This window comes from Pseudomonas putida (assembly GCF_028682395.1).
In the GTDB taxonomy this organism is placed as follows: Bacteria; Pseudomonadota; Gammaproteobacteria; order Pseudomonadales; family Pseudomonadaceae; genus Aquipseudomonas; species Aquipseudomonas putida_AB.
In genome coordinates this window covers 475,044-497,492 of record NZ_JANHLC010000004.1, presented here as the reverse complement: position 1 = coordinate 497,492, position 22,449 = coordinate 475,044, and the positions used below count along the sequence as shown (strand labels likewise).

The window sequence follows — 22,449 nt, the reverse complement described above, 5'->3', positions numbered from 1 at the left end:
GTTCGCGGCTACGCCCCCGGCCAGGCGTGTGGGGCAGGATGCGAACATCAATAACCAGAGGATGGAAGCATGCAGGGTATTTGCGCAAGTCCCGAACACCTGAGCCCGCAACAGCGTGCTGCGCATATTCGTGAAGTGGTGATGGCCAGGGGCATGGAGCTGCGCCAACGCTACCCCTGGCTCCAGCATCAGGATGCCCTGGGAGCTGGAATCCTGGCCCTGGCATTGACGGCGATGGTCGGCTCGGCGGCGCTGTATATCAGCGGTCACCTGGCCTGGTGGGCCTGCCTGCTGCTCAATGCGTTCTTCGCGTCGCTGACCCATGAGCTGGAACACGACCTGATCCACAGCATGTACTTTCGCAAACAGCGCGTGCCCCACAACCTGATGCTGGCACTGGTCTGGCTCGCGCGACCGAGCACCATCAACCCGTGGATTCGCCGCCATTTGCACCTCAACCACCACAAGGTCTCCGGGACCGAGGCCGATCTGGAGGAACGGGCGATCACCAATGGCGAGCCCTGGGGCTTCGCCCGATTGCTGATGGTGGGGGACAACATGATGTCCTCGCTGATTCGCGTGTTGCGGGCCAGGACCTGGAGGCGCCGCGGGCAGATCATTTTGCGCACGTTGCTGGTGTATGCGCCCCTGGCATTGCTGCATTGGGGCGCGTGGTATGTGTTTCTCGGATTCCACGGCGCCAATGTCATCGCCGGGCTGCTGGGCGCGCCCATCGAGTGGTCGGCCACGACCCTGGCAGTGATGCAGGTGATTGATATCGCGGTGGTGGTGATTATCGGCCCCAATGTGCTGCGTACTTTTTGCCTGCACTTTGTCAGCTCGAACATGCACTACTACGGCGATGTCGAGGCCGGCAACGTGATTCAGCAGACCCAGGTGCTCAACCCCTGGTGGATGTGGCCCTTGCAGGCGTTCTGCTTCAACTTTGGCAGCACCCATGGCATCCATCATTTTGTGGTCAAGGAACCCTTTTATCTGCGTCAGCTGACCGCTCCGGTGGCGCATAAGGTGATGGCCGAGATGGGGGTGCGCTTCAATGACCTGGGCACCTTCACCCGGGCCAATCGCTTTACGCGTGCAGCGCAGCCGGGCTATGCGTCCCTGGACGCGTCTAGTTCGTAGCCCCCTCGAGGCCGCCGGCGGGCGGCTGCTATGAGGCGCCCGAGGGCCTTTGGTGATCCAGCGCCACCAGGCGATCCACCATCGCCCGGGCCGCGGGCGAAAGGCGGAAGCCGGCCCGGCTGACAATCGCGCAGTGGCTGTGCAGGCTATCGATATTGGTCGCCAGGTTACGCCACTGCAGGCGCATCAGCGGCGCCTGGGCACTGGCTTCAAGAAAGCCGACTTCGCTGCCCAGGCCAATCGCGTCGCTGCGCCGGACGATGTCCACCAGCGCGGGGAAGTACTCGGTCTCGATGGCCGGTGCAAAATCGGTACGTCCACTCAGATTGGCCAGCCGTTTGCGGGTCCCCGGTGCCAGCTGCGCGGTGGCCAGCGGATAGGCAAACAGATCGTTGGTGGACAGGCTGTCCTTGGTCAGTAACGGATGCCCGGGCCGGCAGAAAAACACGCTTCGGCGAGGTGTCAGTGCCAGCGTCTGAAAGTTGGGATCGGCTTCGAAAGGGCGCAGGTCGCCGACAAAGAACTCGATCTCCTCGCGCATCAGGCGTCGCCCCAGTCGCTCGTCATTGTCCACCTCAAAACCGGTGCGCACGTTGGGGTAGGCCTGGATAAACCCCGCCACGGCTTCGGGCACCAACGCCAGCGCAGCCGGATGGCAGCCAAAGCGCAGTTCGCCAGCGTCGAGCTGCCCCATGCGCGCGACCTCACTGCTCAAGCGCGCTGCACCCTGCAACAGGCTCAGGGCATGTTGCAGCACGACCTGGCCCTGGGGTGTCGGGCGCAGCTCTTTGTGCCCCCGCTCGACCAGCAGGCAACCCAGCTCCTGTTCCAGGCCCTGGATGCTGCGGCTGAAGGCCGGCTGGGTAATGCCCATGGCCTCGGCGCCGCGAACGAAGCTGCGGTGTTCATTAAGGGCAACCAGGTAGCGCAGTTGGCGAAGATCCATAAAAACGTCCCGGGAATCGAAGGCGAACCCGATCTCTGTAGGGGAGAACGTTGACGTTTTAAAGACAGCTTTATATTCCGTCAATGAATATGATTTTAAATTGATAGATCAAAAAAGAATATAAATAGAGCCATGTTGCCCCGGGCTATCGCCGTCCAGTAGGCGCCGGGTTTTAGCGCTGGAAAATGCGGTAGAAACACGCTTCTACCCAGCGTGCACAGGGAGAAAACGATGCCTTTTGGCAATATTTTCAATGCCTGGAAGGCATGGGCTTTCAGGCGTGCCGCGCCAGCCCTTGCACGGCGGGGCCTGGCCGCTTTCTGTGGGGTTATATATGTCATTTTGGTCTATCAATAACTTTAAAAAATACTTTAAGAGATAAGAACCTCCCGTCGATGATTCACCCCACGAGGTTGCCGCGAAGGTGCCTCGGTTTCTGGTTGAAGACCGCAGGAGTGAATCAATGGGCAATGTCCAGACCGCTGCCAGTGCCCATGAGGTGCTATGGCGCCAGGCACCGAGCGGCGAGTTGGTCGACCTTGGCCGGCCGTATCGCACGCCGCTGGGCCAACTGCGTTTGCAGAGAAACCCCAAGGGTATTCTCAGTCGCCGTGAAGGTTGGTTGCTGGGGCTGCTGGCGCTGGTACTGCACGGTGCGGTGATCTATTGGGTCAATCGTCAGGACACCCCGGTGCCGCTCGTGCCGCCGGAAATTCCGCCGATGACCATCGAATTTTCCCAGCCGGCGCCACCGCCGCCTGAAACACCACCTGTGCCTGAGCCGGTCGTGGAGCCGCCGCCACCCGTGGAGGACGAATTGGCGGTCAAGCCGCCACCGCCCAAACCGGTGCCCAAGCCCAAGCCAAAACCGACGCCCAAACCGGTGCCCAAGCCGATCGAGCAACCGCCGGCCCCGCCCCAGCCGGTGGCTGCGCCAGCACCTGTTGCGCCGCCGGCTCCAGCTCCGGCCCCGGTAACACCGGCTTCGGCCAATGCCGCCTACCTGAAAAACCCGGCGCCGCAGTACCCGGAGCTGGCCCAGCGTCGGGGGTGGGAAGGCACGGTGCTGTTGCGGGTTCAGGTATTGGCCAGCGGCAAGCCGGGCGAGATTCAGATTCAGAAAAGCAGCGGGCGCCAGCAGCTCGACGATGCCGCCCTGGCAGCGGTCAAGCGCTGGAGTTTTGTCCCGGCCAAGCAGGGCGATGTGGCCCAGGTCGGCTGGGTCAGTGTGCCCATCGACTTCAAGATTCACTGATCAGACGCGCTGATCGACTTCACAGAGGGAATACATCATGACGTTACTGGCATCTCCACTCGAATCCATCGAAAGCGCGGTGATCTGGCTGCTGGTGGTCTTTTCGGTCGCCACCTGGGGCCTTGCCCTGTTCAAGGGTGTGCAGTTCGCCCGCCTCAGGGCCCAGGACCGCAAGTTTCACCAACACTTCTGGGCCGCATCCAGTCTCGACTCGGCGGCTGAGCTGAGCGAGACCTACCCCGGTGCCGCTGCCCGCGTGGCCCAGGCCGGTTATGCCGCGATCCAGGTTGGCGACACGGCCCCTGCGGCGGACCTGAGCCAGGCCATCAACCATCAGGACCGTCTGGAGCGTGCCCTGCGCCAGCAGATCGTACGCGAACGACGTTCCCTGGAAACCGGCCTGGCCGTGGTCGCCAGTATTGGCAGCACCTCGCCGTTTATCGGCCTGTTCGGGACGGTTTGGGGGATCATGGAAGCGTTGAAGGGCATCAGCGCAGCCGGTTCGGCGAGCCTGGAAACTGTGGCTGGCCCGATTGGCGCGGCCCTGGTAGCGACGGGCGTGGGGATTGCCGTCGCAGTGCCGGCCGTGCTGGTTTACAACTATTTCCTGCGTCGCCTGAAGCTGACCGCAGCCGATCTCGATGACTTTGCCCACGACTTCTACAGCCTGGCGCAGAAGAGTTCGTTCCGCGTGCTGGTCCATCCAGCGGCCCAGAAAGCCGCGGCCCTGGGCAATGCGCAGAAAGTGAAGGAGGCGTCCTGATATGGCCTTCTCTACCCAGGACAGCGACGAGGTGCTGAGCGAGATCAACGTTACCCCGTTGGTGGACGTGATGCTGGTGTTGCTGGTGGTGTTTATCGTCACGGCGCCTCTGTTGACCAACGCCATTCCGATCAATCTGCCCAAGACCGAGGCCGTGGCACCGGTGGAGCAGAAGGACCCGCTGGTGGTCAGCATCGATGGCAGCGGCAAGGTGTTTATCAACAAGGATGAAATCGAGCCCGGGCTGCTCGAATTCAATCTCCAGTCGGCCAAGGCCAGGGACCCTGAACTGCGTGTGCAGTTGCAGGCTGACAATGGTGTGAACTACGGCGAAGTGGCGCGAGCCATGGCGTCCATCGAGCGGGCCGGGATTACCAAACTGTCGGTGATTACCGCACGTTGAGCCCTTTATCGTTTTTTACGGGCCGTCTCCTTGGCAGGGTGCGGCCCTTTTTTTTGTCTTCTTGTTTATTTTTCTTATATAGCTAACAGTGATTAATAAATAGCTTCTTATTCCTTAACGAATATATATCCCCTGCCTATACTTCTCCTCAACGCACACGCTGCAGGAGGCGCACCCCATGCGCAATGAGTCGATTCGCTATCTGATTGTGCCGGGCTGGCAAGGGTCTAGCGAAGATCACTGGCAAAGCCATTGGCAAAACAGCCTGCCGAACAGCGCGCGGGTGGAGCAGGCCGACTGGCTGACCCCGCGCCGCGAAGACTGGGTGGCGGCACTGGCCGAGGCGATCGTCGCCGACAGCACGCCGGTGATTCTGATTGCCCACAGCCTGGGCTGCATCACCGTCGCCCACTGGGCCGCGAGCGCGCCGCTGCATTTGCTGCGCCAGGTTCGCGGCGCCCTGTTGGTGGCTCCGGCCGATGTCGAACGCCCTGCATGCGCTCCGGCGTTGCGCAATTTCGCCCCGATTCCGCGGCATTTGCTGCCCTTTCCCAGCCAGGTCATTGCTTCCGACAACGATGCCGCCGTCAGCGCCCCGCGTGCCCTCGAGCTGGCCCGTGACTGGGGTGCCGAAGCCGGGATTATCAGTGGTGCCGGGCATATCAACGTCAAGTCCGGCCACCAGCGCTGGGAGCAGGGGTTCGCCTATCTGTACCGGCTGCAAACCCGCATGGAACAGCATTCCCTGCTTCGCGCCTGATTACCTTTTCCCTTCTGTTCAACGCCTCCCCGTCTGCGGACGGGGCTCGGCGGGAGTCTGCCATGAGCCTGCATGAAACCTTCGGCCAGCCGCTGCTGACCTTTCCCGACGCGGAGAAAAGCCCGCTGAGCATTCGCGCCAAGGCGCTGGTGTTTGTCGACCCGCGTTCGCGGCAACTGCGTGAAGACCTCGAGCACCTGGCGCCCAAGGCCCTGCCGGTGTTGATTCGTGGTGAAACCGGCAGCGGCAAGGAGCTGCTGGCCCGGCATATCCACCGGGCCAGTGATCGCGGTGGCTTGTTTGTCTCGGTCAACTGCGGGGCGATCAGCCCGACTTATGCCGATGCCGAGCTGTTTGGTCATGCCCCGGGGGCGCATGCCGGGTCGGCGAGCAGTCGCGCCGGCTGGTTTGGCTCGGCCAACGGCGGCACCCTGTACCTGGATGAAATCGGCGATCTGCCCCTGCCGATCCAGATCAAATTGCTGGCCGCCCTGGAGAATCACGAAGTCACCCGCGTAGGGGCCCAGCAGCCTAGCCCGGTCGATGTGCGCCTGGTGGCCGCGACCAGTATCGATCTGGCCCAGGCGGTCAGCGCCGGCAAGTTCCATGAACGTCTTTATCACTACCTCAGCGAAGGGCGGCTGGACCTGCCGGCCTTGCGCGAGCGGGTCGGCGACATCCTGCCGCTGGCCGAGTATTTCCTGGGGATCTACAGCCAGCGCCTGAACCTGGCGGTGCCCCTGATCAGTGAAAGCGCGCAGCGGGTGCTGGAGCGCCACGACTGGCAGGGCAATACCCGCGAGCTGGAAAACGTCATTCACTTTGCCTTGCTGGTCAGTACTGGCGAGGAGATCCTGCCCGAGCATCTGAACCTACCGGAACAGGTATCGGCCCTGGCCCGGGTGGAACGCCTGATTGCTCAGGGCTCGCCCGAAGAGCGCGCGGCCCTCAAGCGCCTGCTGGCGACCTTGTAGGTGCAGCGCGGGTGCAGCGCTGTATGAGCAAAATGGAATATCAAAGTGAATAAAAGATATTGTTCGGGAATAAAAAATATCGTTATTGTCCGCCCCACGCCGCTGACATCAGGTCATCGGCACCCCACTTGAAGCTGTCGTCGCTGATGACCGTGATTTTCGATAAGGACACTGCATGAAAAAGGTTCTGTTGTTTACCGCACTGGCGGCAGCCCTGACCGCCGGCCTGGCCCAGGCCAACGATAAACTGGTAGTAGCCGCGACGCCGGTTCCCCATGCCGAGATCCTCGAGCTGATCAAGCCGACCTTGGCCAAGGAAGGCGTGGACCTGGAAATCAAGGTCTTCACCGACTACGTCCAGCCCAATGTCCAGGTCGACCAGAAGCGCCTGGATGCCAACTACTTCCAGACCCTGCCGTACTTGAAGAACTTCAACGAAGGCAAGGGCACGAACCTGGTGACCGTGATCGGCGTACACGTCGAGCCGTTTGGCGGCTACTCGAAGAAAGTCAAAAGCCTGGCTGAACTCAAGGACGGCGCCACCGTGGCGATTCCCAACGAGGGCAGCAACAGCGGCCGTGCCTTGCTGCTGCTGCAAAAGGCCGGGCTGATCGAACTCAAGGATCCCAAGAACGCTCTAGCTACGCCCAAGGACATCAAGTCCAACCCGAAAAACCTGAAGTTCAAGGAGCTGGAGTCGGCCTTGCTGCCACGCGTGCTGGATCAGGTCGACCTGGACATGATCAACACCAACTATGCGCTGGAAGCCGGCCTGAACCCGGCCAAGGATGCCTTGATCATCGAAGGTGCCGATTCGCCTTACGTTAACTTCCTGGTGGCCCGTCCGGACAACAAGGACAGCGCGGCGATCCAGAAACTGGCCAAGGCTCTGACCAGTCCCGAGGTCAAAGCCTTTATCGAGAAGAAGTACAGCGGCGCGGTACTGCCGGCGTTCTGATTCGCCACACCCTTCAAGACTTCAACGCCGACGGCTGCTACCAGCCCTCGGCGTTTTTTGTGTTGCCTGAAAAATCAGGCGAGCGGTGTTTCATTCGGTTGTGGCTTGACGGCCCGGCGCAGAGCGACCAGCAGCTTGAGCACGTTCTCGGGGTCGAGCTTTTCCGGTGGTCGGGTGTGAGGCAAACGGGGTTGCTTGTACATGCTCGGGCTTCCTCGTGAATGCGGCGCTGGGTGAGTGTGGCCAAGATTCTCGAGAATAGGAGCGCGGTTCTGAGTAAAAGATCCATCCCACACGTCAGAAAGAGTTTTCTGTAGTCCATTGCCTGAAAACCGCCCTTTTAGGGGCCTCCGGATCACCGCCTGCACAAGCTTGCCTGCGAGTGTCGTCGCCGTGTCAGGCAGATCATGAACCCTGATCTACGCTAACAGTCGTAACGTCTCTGGCACAAAAAAGGAGCCTGCATGACGCGGTGGCGATTCAAGGGGAGGATGGGCTTGGCGCTGGTCGCGCTACTGGTCGGTTGCGGCAAGGCGCCGCCGCAGGAGCCGACGCGGCCGCGCGTCCTGGTCCAGGAAGTGCAGCGAGGCGATTTTGCCAACCTCGTCACCATGACCGGCGATATCCAGGCACGGGTCCAGACCGATCTGTCCTTTCGCGTCGGTGGCAAGATCATTCAGCGCCTGGTGGATGTCGGTGATCGGGTGTCTGCGCAACAGGTGCTGGCCCGCCTCGACCCCAAGGATCTACAGACCAATGTCGACAGCGCCCAGGCCGAAGTCAGCGCGGCCCAGGCGCGGGTGCAGCAGACCAGCGCGGCCTTTGAGCGCCAGCGCAAGCTGCTGCCCAAGGGCTACACCAGCCAGAGTGAATACGACGCGGCCCAGGCCGGGCTGCTGAGCAGCAAAAGCGCCCTGGTGGCTGCCCAGGCGCAGTTGGCCAATGCCCGTGAACAATTGAGCTACACCGCCCTGGTCGCCGAGGCCCCCGGGGTGATAACCGCGCGCCAGGCCGAGGTCGGGCAGGTGGTGCAGGCGACCATGCCGATCTTCAGCCTGGCCCGCGATGGCGGGCGCGATGCAGTGTTCAATGTCTATGAGTCGCTGCTGGTCGAGCCGCCCGGGGATGCGCCGATCCAGGTGACCCTGCTGGACAATCCGTCGATCCGGACCCAAGGCCAGGTCCGTGAAGTGACCCCGGCCGTTTCGGCGCAGAGCGGTACCCTGCAGGTCAAGGTCGCCCTCGAAACGCTGCCGGCCGGCATGGACCTGGGGGCGGTGGTCAGCGCGACGCTGTCAGCGCCGACCAAGGCCGGTATCGCGCTGCCCTGGTCGGCGTTGACCAAGGATGTCAGCGAGCCGGCGGTCTGGGTACTGGATGAACACGACAAGGCGCGGCTGCAACCGGTCAAGGTGAGCCGCTACCTGACTGGCCAGGTGATCCTTAGCGCGGGCCTTGAGACGGGCGAGCGGGTGGTGGTGGCCGGCGGGCAACTGCTGCACCCCGGCAGTCGGGTGGAAATCGCCGATCGCTCCGCGGTATCAGCCAGCCCCTCACCGGAAAAACAGCCATGAAGCCGACGCCATGGATCCTGCTCGGCTGCCTGACCCTGGCCGCCTGCTCGAAGGAACAACCGCCACCGGATCCGGTGCGGCCGGTGGTTTTTGTCGAAGTTCGGCCCGAGATCGAGCAGAGCCTCGGGCGTTTCGCCGGGACCATCCAGGCGCGCTATGAAAGCACCCTGGGCTTTCGGGTGGCGGGGCGCATTGCCCGGCGCAACGTGGATGTCGGCAGCGAGGTGGAAAAGGGCGCTCTGCTTGCCACCCTTGATCCGACCGACCAGCGCAACCAGTTGCGCGCGGCCGAGGGTGACTTGGCGCGGGTCCAGGCCCAGTTGATCAATGCCCAGGCCAATGCCCGACGCCAGCTGGAACTGTTCCAGCGCGGTGTAGGCGCCCAGGCCCAGCTCGATATCGCCCAGACCGAACTGAAGACCACCGCGGCCTCCCTGACCCAGGCCAAGGCCGCCGTCAGCCAGGCACGCGACCAGTTGGCCTACAGCGAACTGCGCACCGATCATGCGGCCGTGGTCACCGATTGGCGTGCCGAAGCCGGGCAGGTGGTCAGCGCCGGCCAGGAAGTGGTGACCCTGGCGCGCCCGGATATCAAGGAAGCGGTGATCGACTTGCCCACGACCCTGGCCGATGAACTGGCGGCAGGGGTCGAGTTCCTGGTGGCCGGCCAGCTGGATCCAGGGGTCAACACCCGGGCCCATCTGCGTGAAATCGAACCCCAGGCCGACAGTGCAACGCGCACTCGCCGTGCGCGGCTGACCCTGGACCAGACACCGGCGGCGTTTCGCCTCGGCACCTCGATCAGCGTAACCCTCAGCACGGCCATCGAACCGCGCACCGAGCTGCCGTTGTCGGCACTGCAGGAGGTCGACGGGCAGACACGGATCTGGCTGATCGACAGCCAGACCCAGACGGTCTCCCCGCGCGCGGTCAAGGTGTTGAGCCGCAACGCCGGTCGCATGCTCCTGGCGTCCGGAGTCAAGGCGGGCGAGCGTGTGGTCAGCGCCGGGGTGAATAGCCTGAAGCCCGGACAGAAAGTCAAAATCAATGAGGAAAGCCCGCAATGAAAGGGAGTTTCAACCTGTCCGAGTGGGCCCTCAAACACCAGTCGTTCGTCTGGTACCTGATGTTTGTCGCCCTGTTGATGGGGGTGTTTTCCTATTTCAACCTGGGCCGCGAGGAAGACCCGTCCTTTACCATCAAGACCATGATCATCCAGACCAAATGGCCCGGCGCCACGGTGGATGAAACCCTGGAACAGGTCACCGACCGGATCGAGAAAAAACTTGAGGAACTCGATTCGCTGGATTACGTGAAAAGCTACACCCGCCCCGGTGAATCGACGGTCTACGTGTATCTGCGCGACACCACCAGCGGCAAGGACATTCCGCAGATCTGGTACCAGGTGCGCAAGAAGATCGACGATATCCGCGGCAGCTTTCCCCAGGGTATCCAGGGGCCGGGCTTCAACGATGAGTTCGGTGATGTCTATGGCTCGGTCTTCGCCTTTACCAGCGATGGCCTGTCGATGCGCCAACTGCGCGATTATGTCGAGCAGGTCCGGGCCGGGATTCGCGATGTGCCCAACCTGGGCAAGGTCGAGATGATTGGCGAGCAGGACGAAGTGCTCTACCTGAATTTCTCCACCCGTAAGCTGGCGGCCTTGGGCATTGACCAGCGCCAGGTCGTCGAGAGCCTGCAACAACAGAACGCGGTGACCCCGGCCGGGGTGATCGAGGCTGGGCCGGAGCGAATTTCCGTGCGCACCAGCGGGCAGTACGCGTCGGAAAAAGACCTGGAGACGGTTAACCTGAAACTGAACGACCGTTTCTACCGGTTGGCAGATATCGCCGAGATCAGTCGTGGCTATGTCGACCCGCCGACCCCGCAGTTTCGCTTCAATGGCCAGCCGGCCATCGGCCTGGCCGTGGCCATGAAGCCGGGTGGCAATATCCAGGAGTTCGGCCGCGACCTGCACGCGCGCATGGCCAGCCTGACGGCCGACCTGCCGGTCGGCGTGGGCGTGCACAACGTTTCGGACCAGGCCGTGGTGGTAGAGAAGGCGGTCGGCGGTTTTACCGGGGCCTTGTTCGAAGCGGTGATCATCGTCCTGGTCGTCAGCTTTATCAGCCTCGGCCTGCGTGCCGGGCTGGTAGTGGCCTGTTCGATCCCGCTGGTGCTGGCGCTGGTCTTTGTCTTTATGGAGTACAGCGGCATCACCATGCAGCGGATTTCCCTGGGTGCCTTGATTATCGCCCTGGGGCTGCTGGTGGACGACGCCATGATCACCGTGGAGATGATGGTCACGCGCCTGGAGCTGGGCGATACCAAGGAACAGGCGGCGACCTTTGCCTACACCTCAACGGCCTTCCCGATGCTGACCGGGACCTTGGTGACCGTGGCCGGTTTCGTGCCCATCGGTCTCAATGCCAGTTCGGCCGGCGAGTACACCTTCACCCTGTTTGCGGTGATCGCGGTGGCGATGCTGGTGTCGTGGGTGGTCGCGGTGCTGTTTGCCCCGGTCCTCGGCGTGCACATCCTCAGCCAGAACATCAAGCCTCATTCCGCAGAGCCGGGGCGCATTGGCCGGGCGTTCAACAGCGGGCTGCTGTGGTCGATGCGCAATCGCTGGCTGTGTATCGGTATTACCCTGCTGATTTTCGTACTGTCGGTGTTCTGCATGCGGTTTGTGCAGAACCAGTTCTTCCCGTCGTCCGACCGGCCGGAGGTCCTGGTGGACCTCAACCTGCCGCAAAATGCTTCTATCGAGGAGACGCGCAGGGCCGTCGACCGCCTGGAAGCGACCCTCAAGGATGACCCGGATATCGAGCACTGGAGCACCTATATCGGTGAGGGCGCGATCCGTTTCTACTTGCCCCTCGACCAGCAATTGCAGAACCCCTATTACGCCCAGTTGGTGATTGTCAGCAAGGGCCTGGAGCAGCGCGCGGGCTTGATCGAACGCCTGAACAAACGCCTGCGCGAGGACTTTGTCGGCATTGGTAGCTTTGTCCAGACCCTGGAAATGGGCCCGCCGGTGGGCCGGCCTCTGCAGTACCGGATCAGCGGGCCGGATATCGACCAGGTGCGCAAGCACGCCCTGGCCTTGGCCAAGGTGCTGGATGAAAACCCCAATGTCGGCGAAACCATCTATGACTGGAACGAGCCGGGCAAGGTGTTGCGCATTGATATTGCCCAGGACAAGGCGCGTCAGTTGGGGCTGTCTTCGGAGGATGTGGCCAAACTGATGAACAGCATTGTCAGCGGCGCCCCAGTGACCCAGGTCAAGGACGATATCTACCTGATCAACGTGGTCGGCCGGGCGGTGGACAGCGAGCGTGGCTCACCGGAAACCCTGCAGAACTTGCAGATCGTCACCCCCAACGGCACCTCGATTCCATTGCTGGCCTTCGCCACGGTGCGCTACGAACTGGAGCAGCCGCTGGTCTGGCGTCGTGACCGCAAGCCCACCATCACCCTCAAGGCTGCGGTGAACGGCGAGATTCAGCCGACCGACCTGGTCAAGCAACTGAAGCCGAAGATCGACGAGTTTGCCGCCAGCCTGCCGGTGGGCTACAAGGTCGCGACCGGCGGCACCGTAGAGGAAAGCGGCAAGGCCCAGGGGCCGATTGCCAAGGTGGTGCCGCTGATGTTGTTCCTGATGGCGACGTTCCTGATGATCCAGCTGCACAGCGTGCAGAAGATGTTCCTGGTGGCCAGTGTTGCGCCGCTAGGCCTGATCGGTGTGGTGCTGGCACTGGTGCCGACCGGAACGCCCATGGGCTTTGTGGCGATCCTGGGGATCCTGGCGCTGATCGGGATCATCATCCGCAACTCGGTGATCCTGGTGACCCAGATCGATGCCTTCGAGCGTGAGGGTTATCAGCCCTGGGATGCGGTGGTCGAAGCCACCGAGCATCGGCGTCGGCCGATTTTGCTGACCGCTGCCGCCGCCAGCCTGGGGATGATCCCCATCGCCCGGGAAGTCTTCTGGGGGCCGATGGCCTACGCGATGATTGGCGGGATTATCGTCGCCACCCTGCTGACGCTGTTGTTCCTGCCGGCGCTGTATGTGGCCTGGTACCGGATCAAGGAACCGGCAAAAGCCGCCTGACGATCACGCCCTCGTACGACGGTACGAGGGCGCTTCGATTATTGGGATTTTGCGAACAGTGATGTCAGCTGGCCGGGCTTTATTGCCCTGGGCAAATCGGTGAAATTGTCGGCCTCTCCCCTTTGCTCAAGGACTACACCATGACTGCTCCCCTCAAAGTCGCGCTGGTCACCGGTGCCTCCCGTGGTATTGGCGCGGTGATCGCGCGTCAACTGGCCGAGGACGGCTTTGCCGTGGCCATCAACTACGCCAGTAGCGCCAGCGAGGCCTCGGCCTTGGCCGCCGAGCTGCAGCAGGCCGGGCACCGGGCGCTTGCGTTCAAGGCCGATGTTGCCGATTCGGCGGCGGTCCGGGAGTTGTTCGCACAGGTCGAAGCGCAGTTGGGCCGCGTCGACGTGCTGATCAACAACGCCGGTATTCTCAAGGTATTGCCGTTGGCCGAACACAGTGACGAGCTGTTTGAGCAGACCTTCGCGATCAATACCCGGGGCACTTTCAATACCTTGCGCGAAGCCGCGAAGCGGCTGAATGAGGGCGGCCGGATCGTCAATTTTTCCAGCAGTACCGTCGGGCTCAACCTGCCTGGGTATGCGGTGTACATCGCCAGCAAGGCGGCGGTGGAGTCCTTGACCCAGGTGTTTGCCAAGGAGCTGCGGGGCCGGAGGATTACCGTCAATGCCGTCGCCCCCGGGCCGGTGGCCACCGAGTTGTTTCTGCACGGTAAGAGTGCGGAGCAGATCCAGGCCTTCGCCAAGATGCCACCCCTCGAACGCCTCGGCCAGCCTCAGGACATTGCCAGTATTATCGCCTTCCTGGTCAGCCCGGCGGCGGGCTGGGTCAATGGGCAGATCCTGCGGGCCAATGGCGGGCTGGTGTAGGCGCTCACGCGGCCCTGGGCGGGGCCGCGGTCAGGCGGACTAGGCGATCAGGGACGGGCCAGCAGGCCGGGTAGTTGGGCCAGCAGCTTCTGGTTGTTCAGCGGTGCGCGGATAAACCCGCGCTGGGTGCCATCCGGGCCAAGGAGCGCAAGGTTGCCGCTGTGGTCGACCGTATAGTTGGGCTTGCTGGTATCGGCCGGGATAAAGGGAATGCTTACGGCATTGGCGAGCTTTTGCAGGTCGCCCAGAGAGGTCGCGGTCAGGCCCTTGAACTCGGGGTCGAAGTAGCTCAGGTACTGCTTGAGCTGTTGCGGGGTATCGCGATTGGGGTCGACGCTGACCAGGACGATCTGCAGTTTGTCGACTTGTTCCTTGGGCAGTTCGCTCTTGATCTGACGCAACTGGGCCAGGGTGGTCGGGCAGATATCCGGGCAGAAGGTATAGCCGAAGAACAGCAGGCTCCATTTGTCCTTCAACTGGTTGACGGCTACCGGCTGACCCTCCTGGTCGAGCATCTTCAGGTCGGGCAACTGGCGGCTCTGCGGCAGCAGGATGATCCCTGCATCGATCAGGGCGGTGGGGTCGCCCTGGCCCTTGCCGGACAGCACCCGCTGCACCGTGAGCCCGAGGATGACCGCCACTACGGCGACCAGAATAAAGACGGTTTTCTGAGTTCGAGTCATAGATTCAACACTAGGTAGTGGTCGACAAGCAGCGCGATAAACAGCAGGAACAAGTAGTAGATAGAGTACTTGAAGGTGTTGATCGCCGCGTGCGGCTGACTGCCACGGTACAGCACCCAGGCCCAATGCAGAAAGCGGGCGCCCAGGGCGAGGGCGCAAACCAAGTACAGCAGGCCACTCATGTGGATTGCATAGGGCAACAGGCTGACCGCTAGCAGGGCGAAGGTGTAGAGCAGGATATGCACCTTGGTGTAGTGCTCGCCGTGGGTCACCGGCAACATCGGGATATCGGCCTTGGCGTATTCTTCCTTGCGATGGATCGCCAGGGCCCAGAAGTGCGGCGGCGTCCAGGCAAAGATAATCAGCACCAGCAGCAGTGGCTCGGCACTGATATGCCCGGTCGCAGCCACCCAGCCCAGCAGCGGCGGCGCAGCGCCGGCCAGGCCGCCGATCACGATGTTCTGGGGCGTCGCACGCTTGAGAAAACCGGTGTAGATCACCGCGTAACCGAGCAGTGACGCCAGGGTCAGCCAGGCGGTCAGCGGGTTGGTGAACGCCAGCAGCAACACCAGCCCGCTCACCGCCAGCAGCAAGGCAAAGCCCAAGGCCGCTGTCGGTGAAACCCGGCCTTCAGCCAGGGGCCGTTTGTGGGTGCGGGCCATGACGGCATCGATGCGCCTGTCGACCACATGGTTGACCGCGGCCGCGCCCCCGGCGCACAGGCCAATGCCCAGGTTGCCGAACACCAGCACCGTCCACGGCACCCCGGCGCGGGTCGCGAGGAACATGCCGACCAGCGAGGTGATCAGCATCAGCACCACCACCTTGGGTTTGGTCAGCTCCAGATAGTCACGCCAGATCGCCTGGCTGTGACGTTCGCCAATCAGAGTCGCCATGGCATTTCTCCTTTTATCGTGATTGGGCCGGCCGTCTGTTTACGTGGATGAAAGCGCCAGCCCACCGTGGCGGGCTGACGAACACGGACCAGCGCCGTGCGCGCGTAGTAATTGATCAGTACCAGGCTCAGCAGCAACGCGGCGCCGCCAGCGTTATGGGCCACGGCGACCGGCAGGGGCAGGTGGAAATAGACATTGCTCAGCCCCAGGCTGATCTGCACCGCCAGGGCCACCAGCAGCAGCCCGGCCAGGCGAGTCATGCCGACCCCACGCAACTGCCAGGCCAGCCCGAGCAGGACCAGGGTCACCAGCAGGGCGCCGATGCGGTGAGTCAGATGGATGGCGGTGCGTGCATCGCTGTCCAGTTGCCCGCCCAGATAGTTGGGGCCGATATGCTGGGTCAGGTGAAAGCCGTTGGCGAAATCGACCTCGGGCCACCACTGGCCGTGGCAGGTCGGCAGGTCGATACAGGCCACCGCCGCATAGTTGGAGCTGACCCAGCCCCCCAGGGCGATTTGGGCGATGACCAGCACCAGGCCCGCGGTGGCCCAGCGTTGCAACCGCTTGGGTACGGCCAGCGCCGGTAGTACGCCGGACAGGCGCAGGGTCAGCAGGAATAGCAGGCTCAAGGTGGCAAAGCCACCCAACAGGTGGGCCGTGACGACTTGTGGCCAGAGTTTGAGCGTCACTGTCCACATGCCAAACGCGGCCTGGGCGATGACCACGGCCAGCAGGAACAGCGGCAGCTTCAAGGGTTGGCCGCTGCCGTCCTTGCGCTGGCGCCAGGCGCGGCCGGCGAGAAAGGCGATGGTCAGCGCCAGGCCGCCGGCGAAGTAGCGGTGGATCATTTCATTCCAGCCCTTGTGGGCTTCCACCGGGGCCTCGGGAAAATGCAGTTCGGCATGGGCCAGTTGGGCTTCGCTCTTGGGTACGCTGATAAAACCGTAGCAGCCGGGCCAGTCCGGGCAGCCGAGGCCGGCATGGGTCAGCCGGGTATAGGCACCGAGCAACACCACCACCAGTGCCAGCAGGGTGGCAAGCAACGCAAGACGAAATCCAGGTCTGGCCATGGGAATGCCCTTATCCGATGTTCGACAGTTTCAGCAGGTGGCGCAGGTCGTTGAGCAGATCCTTGCCCTTGACCCTGGCGTCATAGCGCAGCACCAGGTTGCCGTGGGGATCGACCAGCCATAGCTGCGGCTGTTGGCCAGCCGCGCCGCTGGCGCCGAGCCCCCGGGTGTAGGCCGGCAGATCCAGCGGGTAGCGCTGCAACTGCGGATACTCGCGTTGCAGCCGGGCTTCGTATTCGGCACTCAGGGGCTGGGCGCTGGCCAGGGCATGGCTGGCCCGGGACGCATCGCGGCCCAGGCCGATCTGGATCTGGCGCGCCAGGTAGACCAACTGCTGGCAGTCGGCATCGCAGGCCTGGGGAGCGCTGACCAGGATCTGCCAGCGGTCCTCGTCGGCGGTGACCCCCAGCTCGGCGCGGGTCTGGCCGTTGCCGATCATTTCACCGTGATAGCTGCGGCTGTCGGGCACCCAGAACTGCAGTTTGTACATGCCGGTGGCCAGGACCATTGGGCCGATGACCATCAACAGAATCAGGACCAGTTGCAGGCGCCCGCGGGCGCGTCGTCGCGGGTCCGGCGCCGTCGGGCTAGCGGGTGGATTCATGGCCGTGTCCATGGTTTTTCTCCCTTGCGTTGTGCCATCCGAGATAGAGGTAGAGAAGCAGCAGTGCCAGCGCCATGGCGAACCATTGCACGGCGTAGGCGAGGTGTTTTTCCGGGGCCATGGCGACCACTGCCCAGTCGGTGCGATAGGTCGCCGGGCCACTTTGTGCCCGCAGTTCATAGGCAAAGCCTTCGCGGCCCAGCTCGTTCCAGAGTCGTGCCGGGTCCAGCGCCGTCACCAGCCTGGGCCAGTCTTTCTGGAGCGGATCGGCATGCAATTGGAAGGTCGCCCCGGGTGCCACATACACCCAGGTCGTGAGGCGCAGAGGTTGGCTCGGCGTGTCGAAAGCCGGCGCGATACGCCGGTCCGGCCACGGCAGCCAGCCGCGATTGACCAGGACCCAGAGCCCGCTGGCGTGGTCGAGAAAGGGTTGCAGCAACTCGACGCCGGCCTGGCCATCGCGGCTGCGGTTATCCAGCAGCAGGCTGTGCTCGGCGTCGAAATGCCCCAGCAGGACGACCCGGCGATAAGCCGCGTCCGTCAGGGTGTGCAAGGCCTCCGCGGTAATGGGCGCGGCAGCAAAGCGCGTGACGTAGCTGTCGAGCAACAGGTGTTTCTGTTCGCCTCGGCCCAGTTGCCAGAAGCCGAGAAACACCAGCAGCGGCAGCAGCAACAGCACGATCAGGGACGGCACGACACCGGGCTGGAATCGGCTCATGGCCGCAACCGTTCGGTGGGTACCTGGCTCGCTATACTGATGGGCATCGCCTCTCCCCCGGAGTCTCGCCATGTTGAAAGCGGCAATCGTCCTGATGCTGTTCGCCACGGTCGCCAGCCTGTTCAGCGGCTTGTTCTTTCTGGTCAAGGACGACGCCGGCTCCACCCGTCTATTGCGGGCCCTGACCGTGCGCGTCGCCCTGGCCGTCATCACCCTGGCCCTGATCAGCTGGGGCTTTTTCAGTGGCCAACTGGTTTCCCACGCGCCCTGGTAATCCTCAGAGCACGTAGACGAAAACAAACAGGCCGATCCAGACCACATCGACAAAGTGCCAATACCAACTGGCTGCCTCAAAGCCGAACTGGTGTTCGGCATTGAAGTGCCCGCGCATCACGCGCATCAGCATCACGAACAGAATCAGTGTGCCGATGGTGACGTGGGCGCCGTGAAAGCCGGTGAGCATGAAGAAGGTCGCGCCGTAGACGCCCGAGCCTAGGGTCAGGCCCAGTTCATGGTAGGCGTGGATATATTCCTCGGCCTGGAAGCCCAGGAACGCCAGGCCCAGCAGCACGGTCAGCGCCAGCCAGAGCTTCAGCGCGCCGCGATGGCCCTTTTTCAGGGCATGGTGGGCGATGGTGATGGTCACGCTGGAGCTGACCAGCAGGATGGTGTTGAGCAGCGGTAGGCCCCAGGGGCTGATGGTGCCTTTGGGCGCCGGGAAGAGTTTGGGATCGGGGTTGTTGAGCAGTGGCCAGGCGAACTCGAACTGTGGCCAGAGCATATGGGCGATGCCTTTGGCGCCTTCGCCCGCCAGCCAGGGCGCAGACATGTGCCGCACATAGAACAGCGCCCCGAAGAAGGCGATAAAGAACATCACCTCGGAAAAGATGAACCAGGTCATGCCCCAGCGAAACGAGCGGTCCATCTGCGGGCTGTAGAGGCCGGCACGGCTTTCCTTGATCACCGCGCCAAACCAGCCGAACAGCATGTAGGCCAGGAACAGGGCGCCGACGAAGAAAATCAGCGGCCCATGGGAGTCCGGGCGTGCGGCCTTGAGGTCGTTGAACCAGGTACCCAGGCCGACCACCGTGATCAGCATGCCGACCGTGGCAATGATTGGCCATTTGCTCTGGGCGGGTACGTAGTAGTGCTCATGAGTTGCCATTTATTGTTCTCCTTATCGGGCACGCTTTGATGGCCTAGCCACCTGTCCGTGCAACAGGCGGCTGGCGAGCGGTGATATCGAACAGCGTGTAGGCCAGCGTCAGGTGTTTCACATCCTTGGGCATGTCGCGGTCGACGATAAAGCGCACCGGCATCTCGATTCGCTGCCCCGGTTGCAACACTTGCTGGGTAAAGCAGAAGCACTCGGTCTTGTGGAAGTACATCGCCGCTTCCGCCGGGGAAATACTCGGGATCGCCTGGGCGGTCATCGGCTTGTCGGTGGGGTTGTAGGCGATAAACACCATCTCGTTGACCGCCCCTGGATTGACCGAGATTTCATCGGCTTTGGAATGGAACTCCCAGACCATGTCGATGGCATTGGTCGACAGAAACTGCACCCGCACCTGCCGACTCGGATCGACCACCTGCTGGCCTGCGTATTGCCCGGCGGTCTTGCCATTGATGCCGAACGCCTTGCACATCACGTCGTAGATCGGCACCAGGGCAAAGCCGAAGGCGAACATGGTCACCACCAGCAACAGCAGCCGTGTTACCAGGCGCCTGATCGGGGTCGAGTCGGCCATCAGCGGCTCCTCACTTCACTTGCGGCGGGGTGGTGAAGGTGTGGTAAGGCGCGGGCGAGGGGACGCTCCACTCCAGGCCTTCGGCACCGTCCCAGGGCTTGGCCGGTGCTGGCGGGCCGCCACGGATGCACTTGATCACGATAAACAGGAAGAAGATCTGCGTGGCGCCGAAGGTAAAGGCACCGATCGATGAGACCATGTTGAAGTCGGCGAACTGCAGGTTGTAGTCCGGCACCCGGCGTGGCATGCCGGCCAGACCGACAAAGTGCATTGGGAAGAACGCCAGGTTCATGCCGACGAACGACAGCCAGAAGTGCAGCTTGCCCAGGGTTTCGTCGTACATATGCCCGGTCCACTTGGGCAGCCAGTAATAGGCCGAGGCGAAGATCCCGAAGATTGCTCCCGGCACCAGGACGTAGTGGAAGTGCGCGACCACGAAATAGGTGTCGTGGTACTGGAAGTCCGCCGGGGCGATGGCCAGCATCAGGCCGGAGAAACCGCCGATGGTGAACAGGATCACGAAGGCCACCGCGAACAGCATCGGCGTCTCGAAGGTCAGCGAACCCTGCCACATGGTGCTGACCCAGTTGAACACCTTGACCCCGGTCGGCACCGCGATCAGCAGCGTGGCGTACATGAAGAACAGCTCACCCACCAGCGGGATGCCCACCACGAACATATGGTGCGCCCAGACGATAAACGATAGGAAGGCGATGCTCGCCGTCGCGTAGACCATGGAGGTGTAGCCGAACAGCGGCTTGCGGGAAAAGGTCGGGATAATCGAGCTGACGGCGCCAAAGGCCGGCAGGATCATGATGTACACCTCGGGATGGCCGAAGAACCAGAACACGTGCTGGAACAAGACCGGATCACCGCCCCCGGCGGCACTGAAGAAGCTGGTGCCGAAGTGGATATCCATCAGCATCATGGTCACGCAACCGGCCAGCACCGGCATTACCGCGATCAGCAGGAACGCGGTGATCAGCCAGGTCCAGACGAACAGCGGCATTTTCATCAGCGTCATGCCCGGGGCACGCAGGTTGAGGATGGTCGCGACCACGTTGATCGCGCCCATGATCGAGCTGATCCCCATCAGGTGGATGGCGAAGATAAAGAACGTCACGCTTTCCGGTGCGTAGGTGGTGGAGAGCGGGGCGTAGAAGGTCCAGCCGAAGTTCGGCCCGCCACCCGGTGAAAACAGGGTCGAGACCAGCAGCAGAAACGCTGCCGGCAACAGCCAGAAGCTGAAGTTGTTCATGCGCGGCAGGGCCATGTCCGGCGCGCCGATCATCAGTGGGATCATCCAGTTGGCCAGGCCGACAAAGGCCGGCATCACGGCCCCGAACACCATGATCAGGCCGTGCATGGTGGTCATCTGGTTGAAGAACGCCGGCTCGACGATCTGCAGGCCGGGCTGGAACAGCTCGGCGCGGATCACCATGGCGAACGAGCCGCCGAGCAGGAACATCGCGAAGCTGAACCACAGGTACATGGTCCCGATGTCTTTGTGGTTGGTGGTCAGCACCCAGCGCATCAAGCCCTTGGCGGGACCGTGGGCGTGGTCATGGCCGGCATGACCGTGGTCATCGATCACTGCACTCATGTCCTGTCTCCTGCAATCGCAAATACGAGGCGGCGGCCGGCATCAAGCCCGGCCCGGTGGCGGAACAACGCGATGGGCGGGCTCATTGGCTTTCTGCCTGTTTCAGCGCCAGAACGTCTTTGGGCGTCACCATGTCGCCCTTGTTGTTGCCCCAGGCATTGCGTTCGTAGGTCACGACGGCAGCGATATCGACTTCCGAAAGTTGTTTGCCGAAAGCAGCCATGGCGGTACCGGGTTTGCCGTGGTAAACCAGGCTCAGGTGATCGGCGGCCGGCCCGGTGGCGATCTTCGAGCCTTTGAGGGCCGGGAACATCGGTGGCAGGCCCTGGCCTTCGGCCTGGTGGCAGGCGACGCAGGTGGTGTGATAGACCTTGTCGCCACGGGCGACCAGCTCGTCCAGGGTCCAGTCCTTGCTGGTCAGCTCCTTGAGCTTGGCACTTTCTTCCTTACGCTCGGCCAGCCAGGTGTCGTAGTCGGCCTTGGACTTGACCTCGACCACGATCGGCATGAAGCCATGGTCCTTGCCGCACAATTCGGCGCACTGCCCGCGATAGAGGCCGGGCTTCTCGACCCGGGTCCAGGCTTCGTTGACGAAGCCCGGGATCGCATCGCGCTTGACCGCAAAGGCCGGTACCCACCAGGAGTGGATCACGTCGGCGGCAGTCACCAGAAAGCGCACCTTGGCCCCGACCGGCAGCACCAGCGGTTGATCGACTTCCAGCAGGTAGTGCTCACCCTTGGTCGCCTGGTTATGGATCTGCTCGGCGGGCGTGGCCAGGTTGCTGAAGAACTCGACATCCTGGCCCAGGTATTTGTAGTGCCATTTCCACTGATAGCCGGTGACCTGGATGTCCACATCCGATTCACTGCTGTCGTAGATATTGATCAGGGTCTTCGTGGCCGGAACGGCCATGGCCACCAGAATCAGGAAGGGCACCACGGTCCAGAGAATCTCGACCGTCGTACTTTCATGGAATTTCGCTGCCACCTGGCCGGTGGAGCGACGGTGCATGATCATCGACCAGAACATGGCGCCGAAGACCACGATACCGATGACCACACAGATCCAGAAAATGGTCATGTGCAGGTCGAATACCGCGTGGCTCACCTCGGTCGCTCCAGGCGCCATATTCACTGTCCAGGCGGCCTGCGCCTGGCTGAATATCGACCACAACAGGAGGCCCATCCAGACTCGTGGATGTCGCATCATTGCGGGTTCCCCTTATCGTTCTTGTTATCCCGCCGGCTTTCACCTGCGTCCAAGGGAGCGGCTGTAAGACTACGAAACTTCCTGCCGAGCCAAGGCTGCACATGCAGTCGGACATCATCAGTTCACTTCATACAGACCCGAGTATAGAC

The 22,449-nt window shown here is 62.5% G+C and carries 23 protein-coding genes; 12 read left to right on the top strand and 11 right to left on the bottom strand.

Annotation, left to right across the window (positions count from 1 at the left end; translation table 11 throughout):
• The first annotated feature begins 69 nt into the window (after nt 1-69).
• Nucleotides 70-1,143 carry a fatty acid desaturase gene (locus tag NPS46_RS13535; protein ID WP_274107930.1) on the top strand — a complete coding sequence of 358 codons (1,074 nt, stop codon included), beginning with the start codon at nt 70-72 and terminating at the stop codon, nt 1,141-1,143.
• Nucleotides 1,144-1,171: 28 nt separating this feature from the next.
• Here NPS46_RS13535 and NPS46_RS13530 read toward each other — a convergent pair whose 3' ends face one another.
• Nucleotides 1,172-2,089 carry a LysR family transcriptional regulator gene (locus NPS46_RS13530; protein ID WP_274107929.1) on the bottom strand — a complete coding sequence of 306 codons (918 nt, stop codon included), beginning with the start codon at nt 2,087-2,089 and terminating at the stop codon, nt 1,172-1,174.
• A gap of 463 nt (nt 2,090-2,552) precedes the next feature.
• On the opposite strand from NPS46_RS13530, the gene NPS46_RS13525 reads away from it, so the two are divergent.
• From NPS46_RS13525 to NPS46_RS13500, 6 genes are all read left to right on the top strand, one after another.
• Nucleotides 2,553-3,344, top strand: coding sequence for an energy transducer TonB (locus tag NPS46_RS13525; protein ID WP_274107927.1), 792 nt, complete (start codon nt 2,553-2,555; stop codon nt 3,342-3,344).
• Nucleotides 3,345-3,381: 37 nt separating this feature from the next.
• Nucleotides 3,382-4,107: a MotA/TolQ/ExbB proton channel family protein gene (locus tag NPS46_RS13520; RefSeq protein WP_274107925.1), complete on the top strand. Its 726-nt coding sequence runs from the start codon at nt 3,382-3,384 to the stop codon at nt 4,105-4,107.
• Nucleotide 4,108: 1 nt separating this feature from the next.
• Nucleotides 4,109-4,510, top strand: a complete 402-nt coding sequence (locus NPS46_RS13515) for an ExbD/TolR family protein (RefSeq protein WP_274107924.1) — start codon at nt 4,109-4,111, stop codon at nt 4,508-4,510.
• A 178-nt stretch (nt 4,511-4,688) separates the two neighbouring features.
• Nucleotides 4,689-5,270 (top strand): alpha/beta hydrolase, encoded by a 582-nt coding sequence (locus NPS46_RS13510; RefSeq protein ID WP_274107922.1) that lies wholly within the window; start codon nt 4,689-4,691, stop codon nt 5,268-5,270.
• Between the two features lie 62 nt (nt 5,271-5,332).
• Nucleotides 5,333-6,244 (top strand): sigma 54-interacting transcriptional regulator, encoded by a 912-nt coding sequence (locus tag NPS46_RS13505; protein ID WP_274107920.1) that lies wholly within the window; start codon nt 5,333-5,335, stop codon nt 6,242-6,244.
• Between the two features lie 175 nt (nt 6,245-6,419).
• Nucleotides 6,420-7,202, top strand: a complete 783-nt coding sequence (locus tag NPS46_RS13500) for a MetQ/NlpA family ABC transporter substrate-binding protein (RefSeq protein ID WP_274107918.1) — start codon at nt 6,420-6,422, stop codon at nt 7,200-7,202.
• Nucleotides 7,203-7,276: 74 nt separating this feature from the next.
• Here the strand turns inward: NPS46_RS13500 and NPS46_RS13495 are convergent, their stop codons facing one another.
• Nucleotides 7,277-7,405 carry a hypothetical protein gene (locus NPS46_RS13495; RefSeq protein ID WP_274107916.1) on the bottom strand — a complete coding sequence of 43 codons (129 nt, stop codon included), beginning with the start codon at nt 7,403-7,405 and terminating at the stop codon, nt 7,277-7,279.
• 261 nt (nt 7,406-7,666) lie between these two features.
• Between NPS46_RS13495 and NPS46_RS13490 the strand changes: the two genes are divergently transcribed.
• The 4 genes from NPS46_RS13490 to NPS46_RS13475 all read left to right on the top strand — a co-directional run bounded on the left by NPS46_RS13490 (nt 7,667) and on the right by NPS46_RS13475 (nt 13,768).
• On the top strand, nt 7,667-8,776 hold the full coding sequence (locus tag NPS46_RS13490) for an efflux RND transporter periplasmic adaptor subunit (protein ID WP_274107914.1): 1,110 nt from the start codon (nt 7,667-7,669) through the stop codon (nt 8,774-8,776).
• Nucleotides 8,773-9,843 carry an efflux RND transporter periplasmic adaptor subunit gene (locus NPS46_RS13485; protein ID WP_274107912.1) on the top strand — a complete coding sequence of 357 codons (1,071 nt, stop codon included), beginning with the start codon at nt 8,773-8,775 and terminating at the stop codon, nt 9,841-9,843. The genes NPS46_RS13490 and NPS46_RS13485 overlap by 4 nt, the downstream gene beginning before the upstream one ends.
• Entirely contained in the window at nt 9,840-12,890 is a 3,051-nt protein-coding gene (locus NPS46_RS13480) for an efflux RND transporter permease subunit (protein ID WP_274107910.1), read from the top strand. Before NPS46_RS13485 ends, NPS46_RS13480 begins: the two co-directional genes overlap by 4 nt.
• A gap of 140 nt (nt 12,891-13,030) precedes the next feature.
• Nucleotides 13,031-13,768, top strand: coding sequence for an SDR family oxidoreductase (locus tag NPS46_RS13475; RefSeq protein ID WP_274107908.1), 738 nt, complete (start codon nt 13,031-13,033; stop codon nt 13,766-13,768).
• Nucleotides 13,769-13,815: 47 nt separating this feature from the next.
• On the opposite strand, the gene NPS46_RS13470 is transcribed toward NPS46_RS13475, so the two are convergent.
• Genes NPS46_RS13470 through NPS46_RS13450 form a run of 5 tightly spaced genes read right to left on the bottom strand, consistent with a single transcriptional unit; the run spans nt 13,816 to nt 17,739 of the window.
• On the bottom strand, nt 13,816-14,451 hold the full coding sequence (locus NPS46_RS13470; RefSeq protein WP_274107906.1) for an SCO family protein: 636 nt from the start codon (nt 14,449-14,451) through the stop codon (nt 13,816-13,818).
• Nucleotides 14,448-15,347 carry a heme o synthase gene (gene cyoE / locus NPS46_RS13465; RefSeq protein ID WP_274107904.1) on the bottom strand — a complete coding sequence of 300 codons (900 nt, stop codon included), beginning with the start codon at nt 15,345-15,347 and terminating at the stop codon, nt 14,448-14,450. The genes NPS46_RS13470 and cyoE overlap by 4 nt, the downstream gene beginning before the upstream one ends.
• Nucleotides 15,335-16,417: a COX15/CtaA family protein gene (locus NPS46_RS13460; RefSeq protein WP_274107902.1), complete on the bottom strand. Its 1,083-nt coding sequence runs from the start codon at nt 16,415-16,417 to the stop codon at nt 15,335-15,337. Before NPS46_RS13460 ends, cyoE begins: the two co-directional genes overlap by 13 nt.
• A gap of 10 nt (nt 16,418-16,427) precedes the next feature.
• Complete coding sequence (locus tag NPS46_RS13455; RefSeq protein ID WP_274107901.1) at nt 16,428-17,033, bottom strand: hypothetical protein; 606 nt, start codon at nt 17,031-17,033, stop codon at nt 16,428-16,430.
• Entirely contained in the window at nt 17,005-17,739 is a 735-nt protein-coding gene (locus tag NPS46_RS13450) for an SURF1 family protein (RefSeq protein WP_274107900.1), read from the bottom strand. Before NPS46_RS13450 ends, NPS46_RS13455 begins: the two co-directional genes overlap by 29 nt.
• Nucleotides 17,740-17,809: 70 nt before the next feature.
• Here NPS46_RS13450 and NPS46_RS13445 point away from each other — a divergent pair, with 70 nt between their 5' ends.
• Complete coding sequence (locus NPS46_RS13445; protein WP_274107899.1) at nt 17,810-18,013, top strand: twin transmembrane helix small protein; 204 nt, start codon at nt 17,810-17,812, stop codon at nt 18,011-18,013.
• 3 nt (nt 18,014-18,016) lie between these two features.
• Here NPS46_RS13445 and NPS46_RS13440 read toward each other — a convergent pair whose 3' ends face one another.
• The 4 genes from NPS46_RS13440 to coxB form a co-directional block, all read right to left on the bottom strand.
• On the bottom strand, nt 18,017-18,904 hold the full coding sequence (locus tag NPS46_RS13440; RefSeq protein WP_274107897.1) for a cytochrome c oxidase subunit 3: 888 nt from the start codon (nt 18,902-18,904) through the stop codon (nt 18,017-18,019).
• 34 nt (nt 18,905-18,938) lie between these two features.
• On the bottom strand, nt 18,939-19,487 hold the full coding sequence (locus tag NPS46_RS13435) for a cytochrome c oxidase assembly protein (RefSeq protein ID WP_274107895.1): 549 nt from the start codon (nt 19,485-19,487) through the stop codon (nt 18,939-18,941).
• Nucleotides 19,488-19,497: 10 nt separating this feature from the next.
• The gene (gene ctaD, locus NPS46_RS13430) at nt 19,498-21,090 is read right to left on the bottom strand and encodes a cytochrome c oxidase subunit I (RefSeq protein WP_274107893.1); all 1,593 of its coding nucleotides are present in this window, start codon (nt 21,088-21,090) and stop codon (nt 19,498-19,500) included.
• An 82-nt stretch (nt 21,091-21,172) separates the two neighbouring features.
• Nucleotides 21,173-22,300, bottom strand: a complete 1,128-nt coding sequence (gene coxB, locus NPS46_RS13425) for a cytochrome c oxidase subunit II (RefSeq protein WP_274107891.1) — start codon at nt 22,298-22,300, stop codon at nt 21,173-21,175.
• Nucleotides 22,301-22,449: the final 149 nt, after the last annotated feature.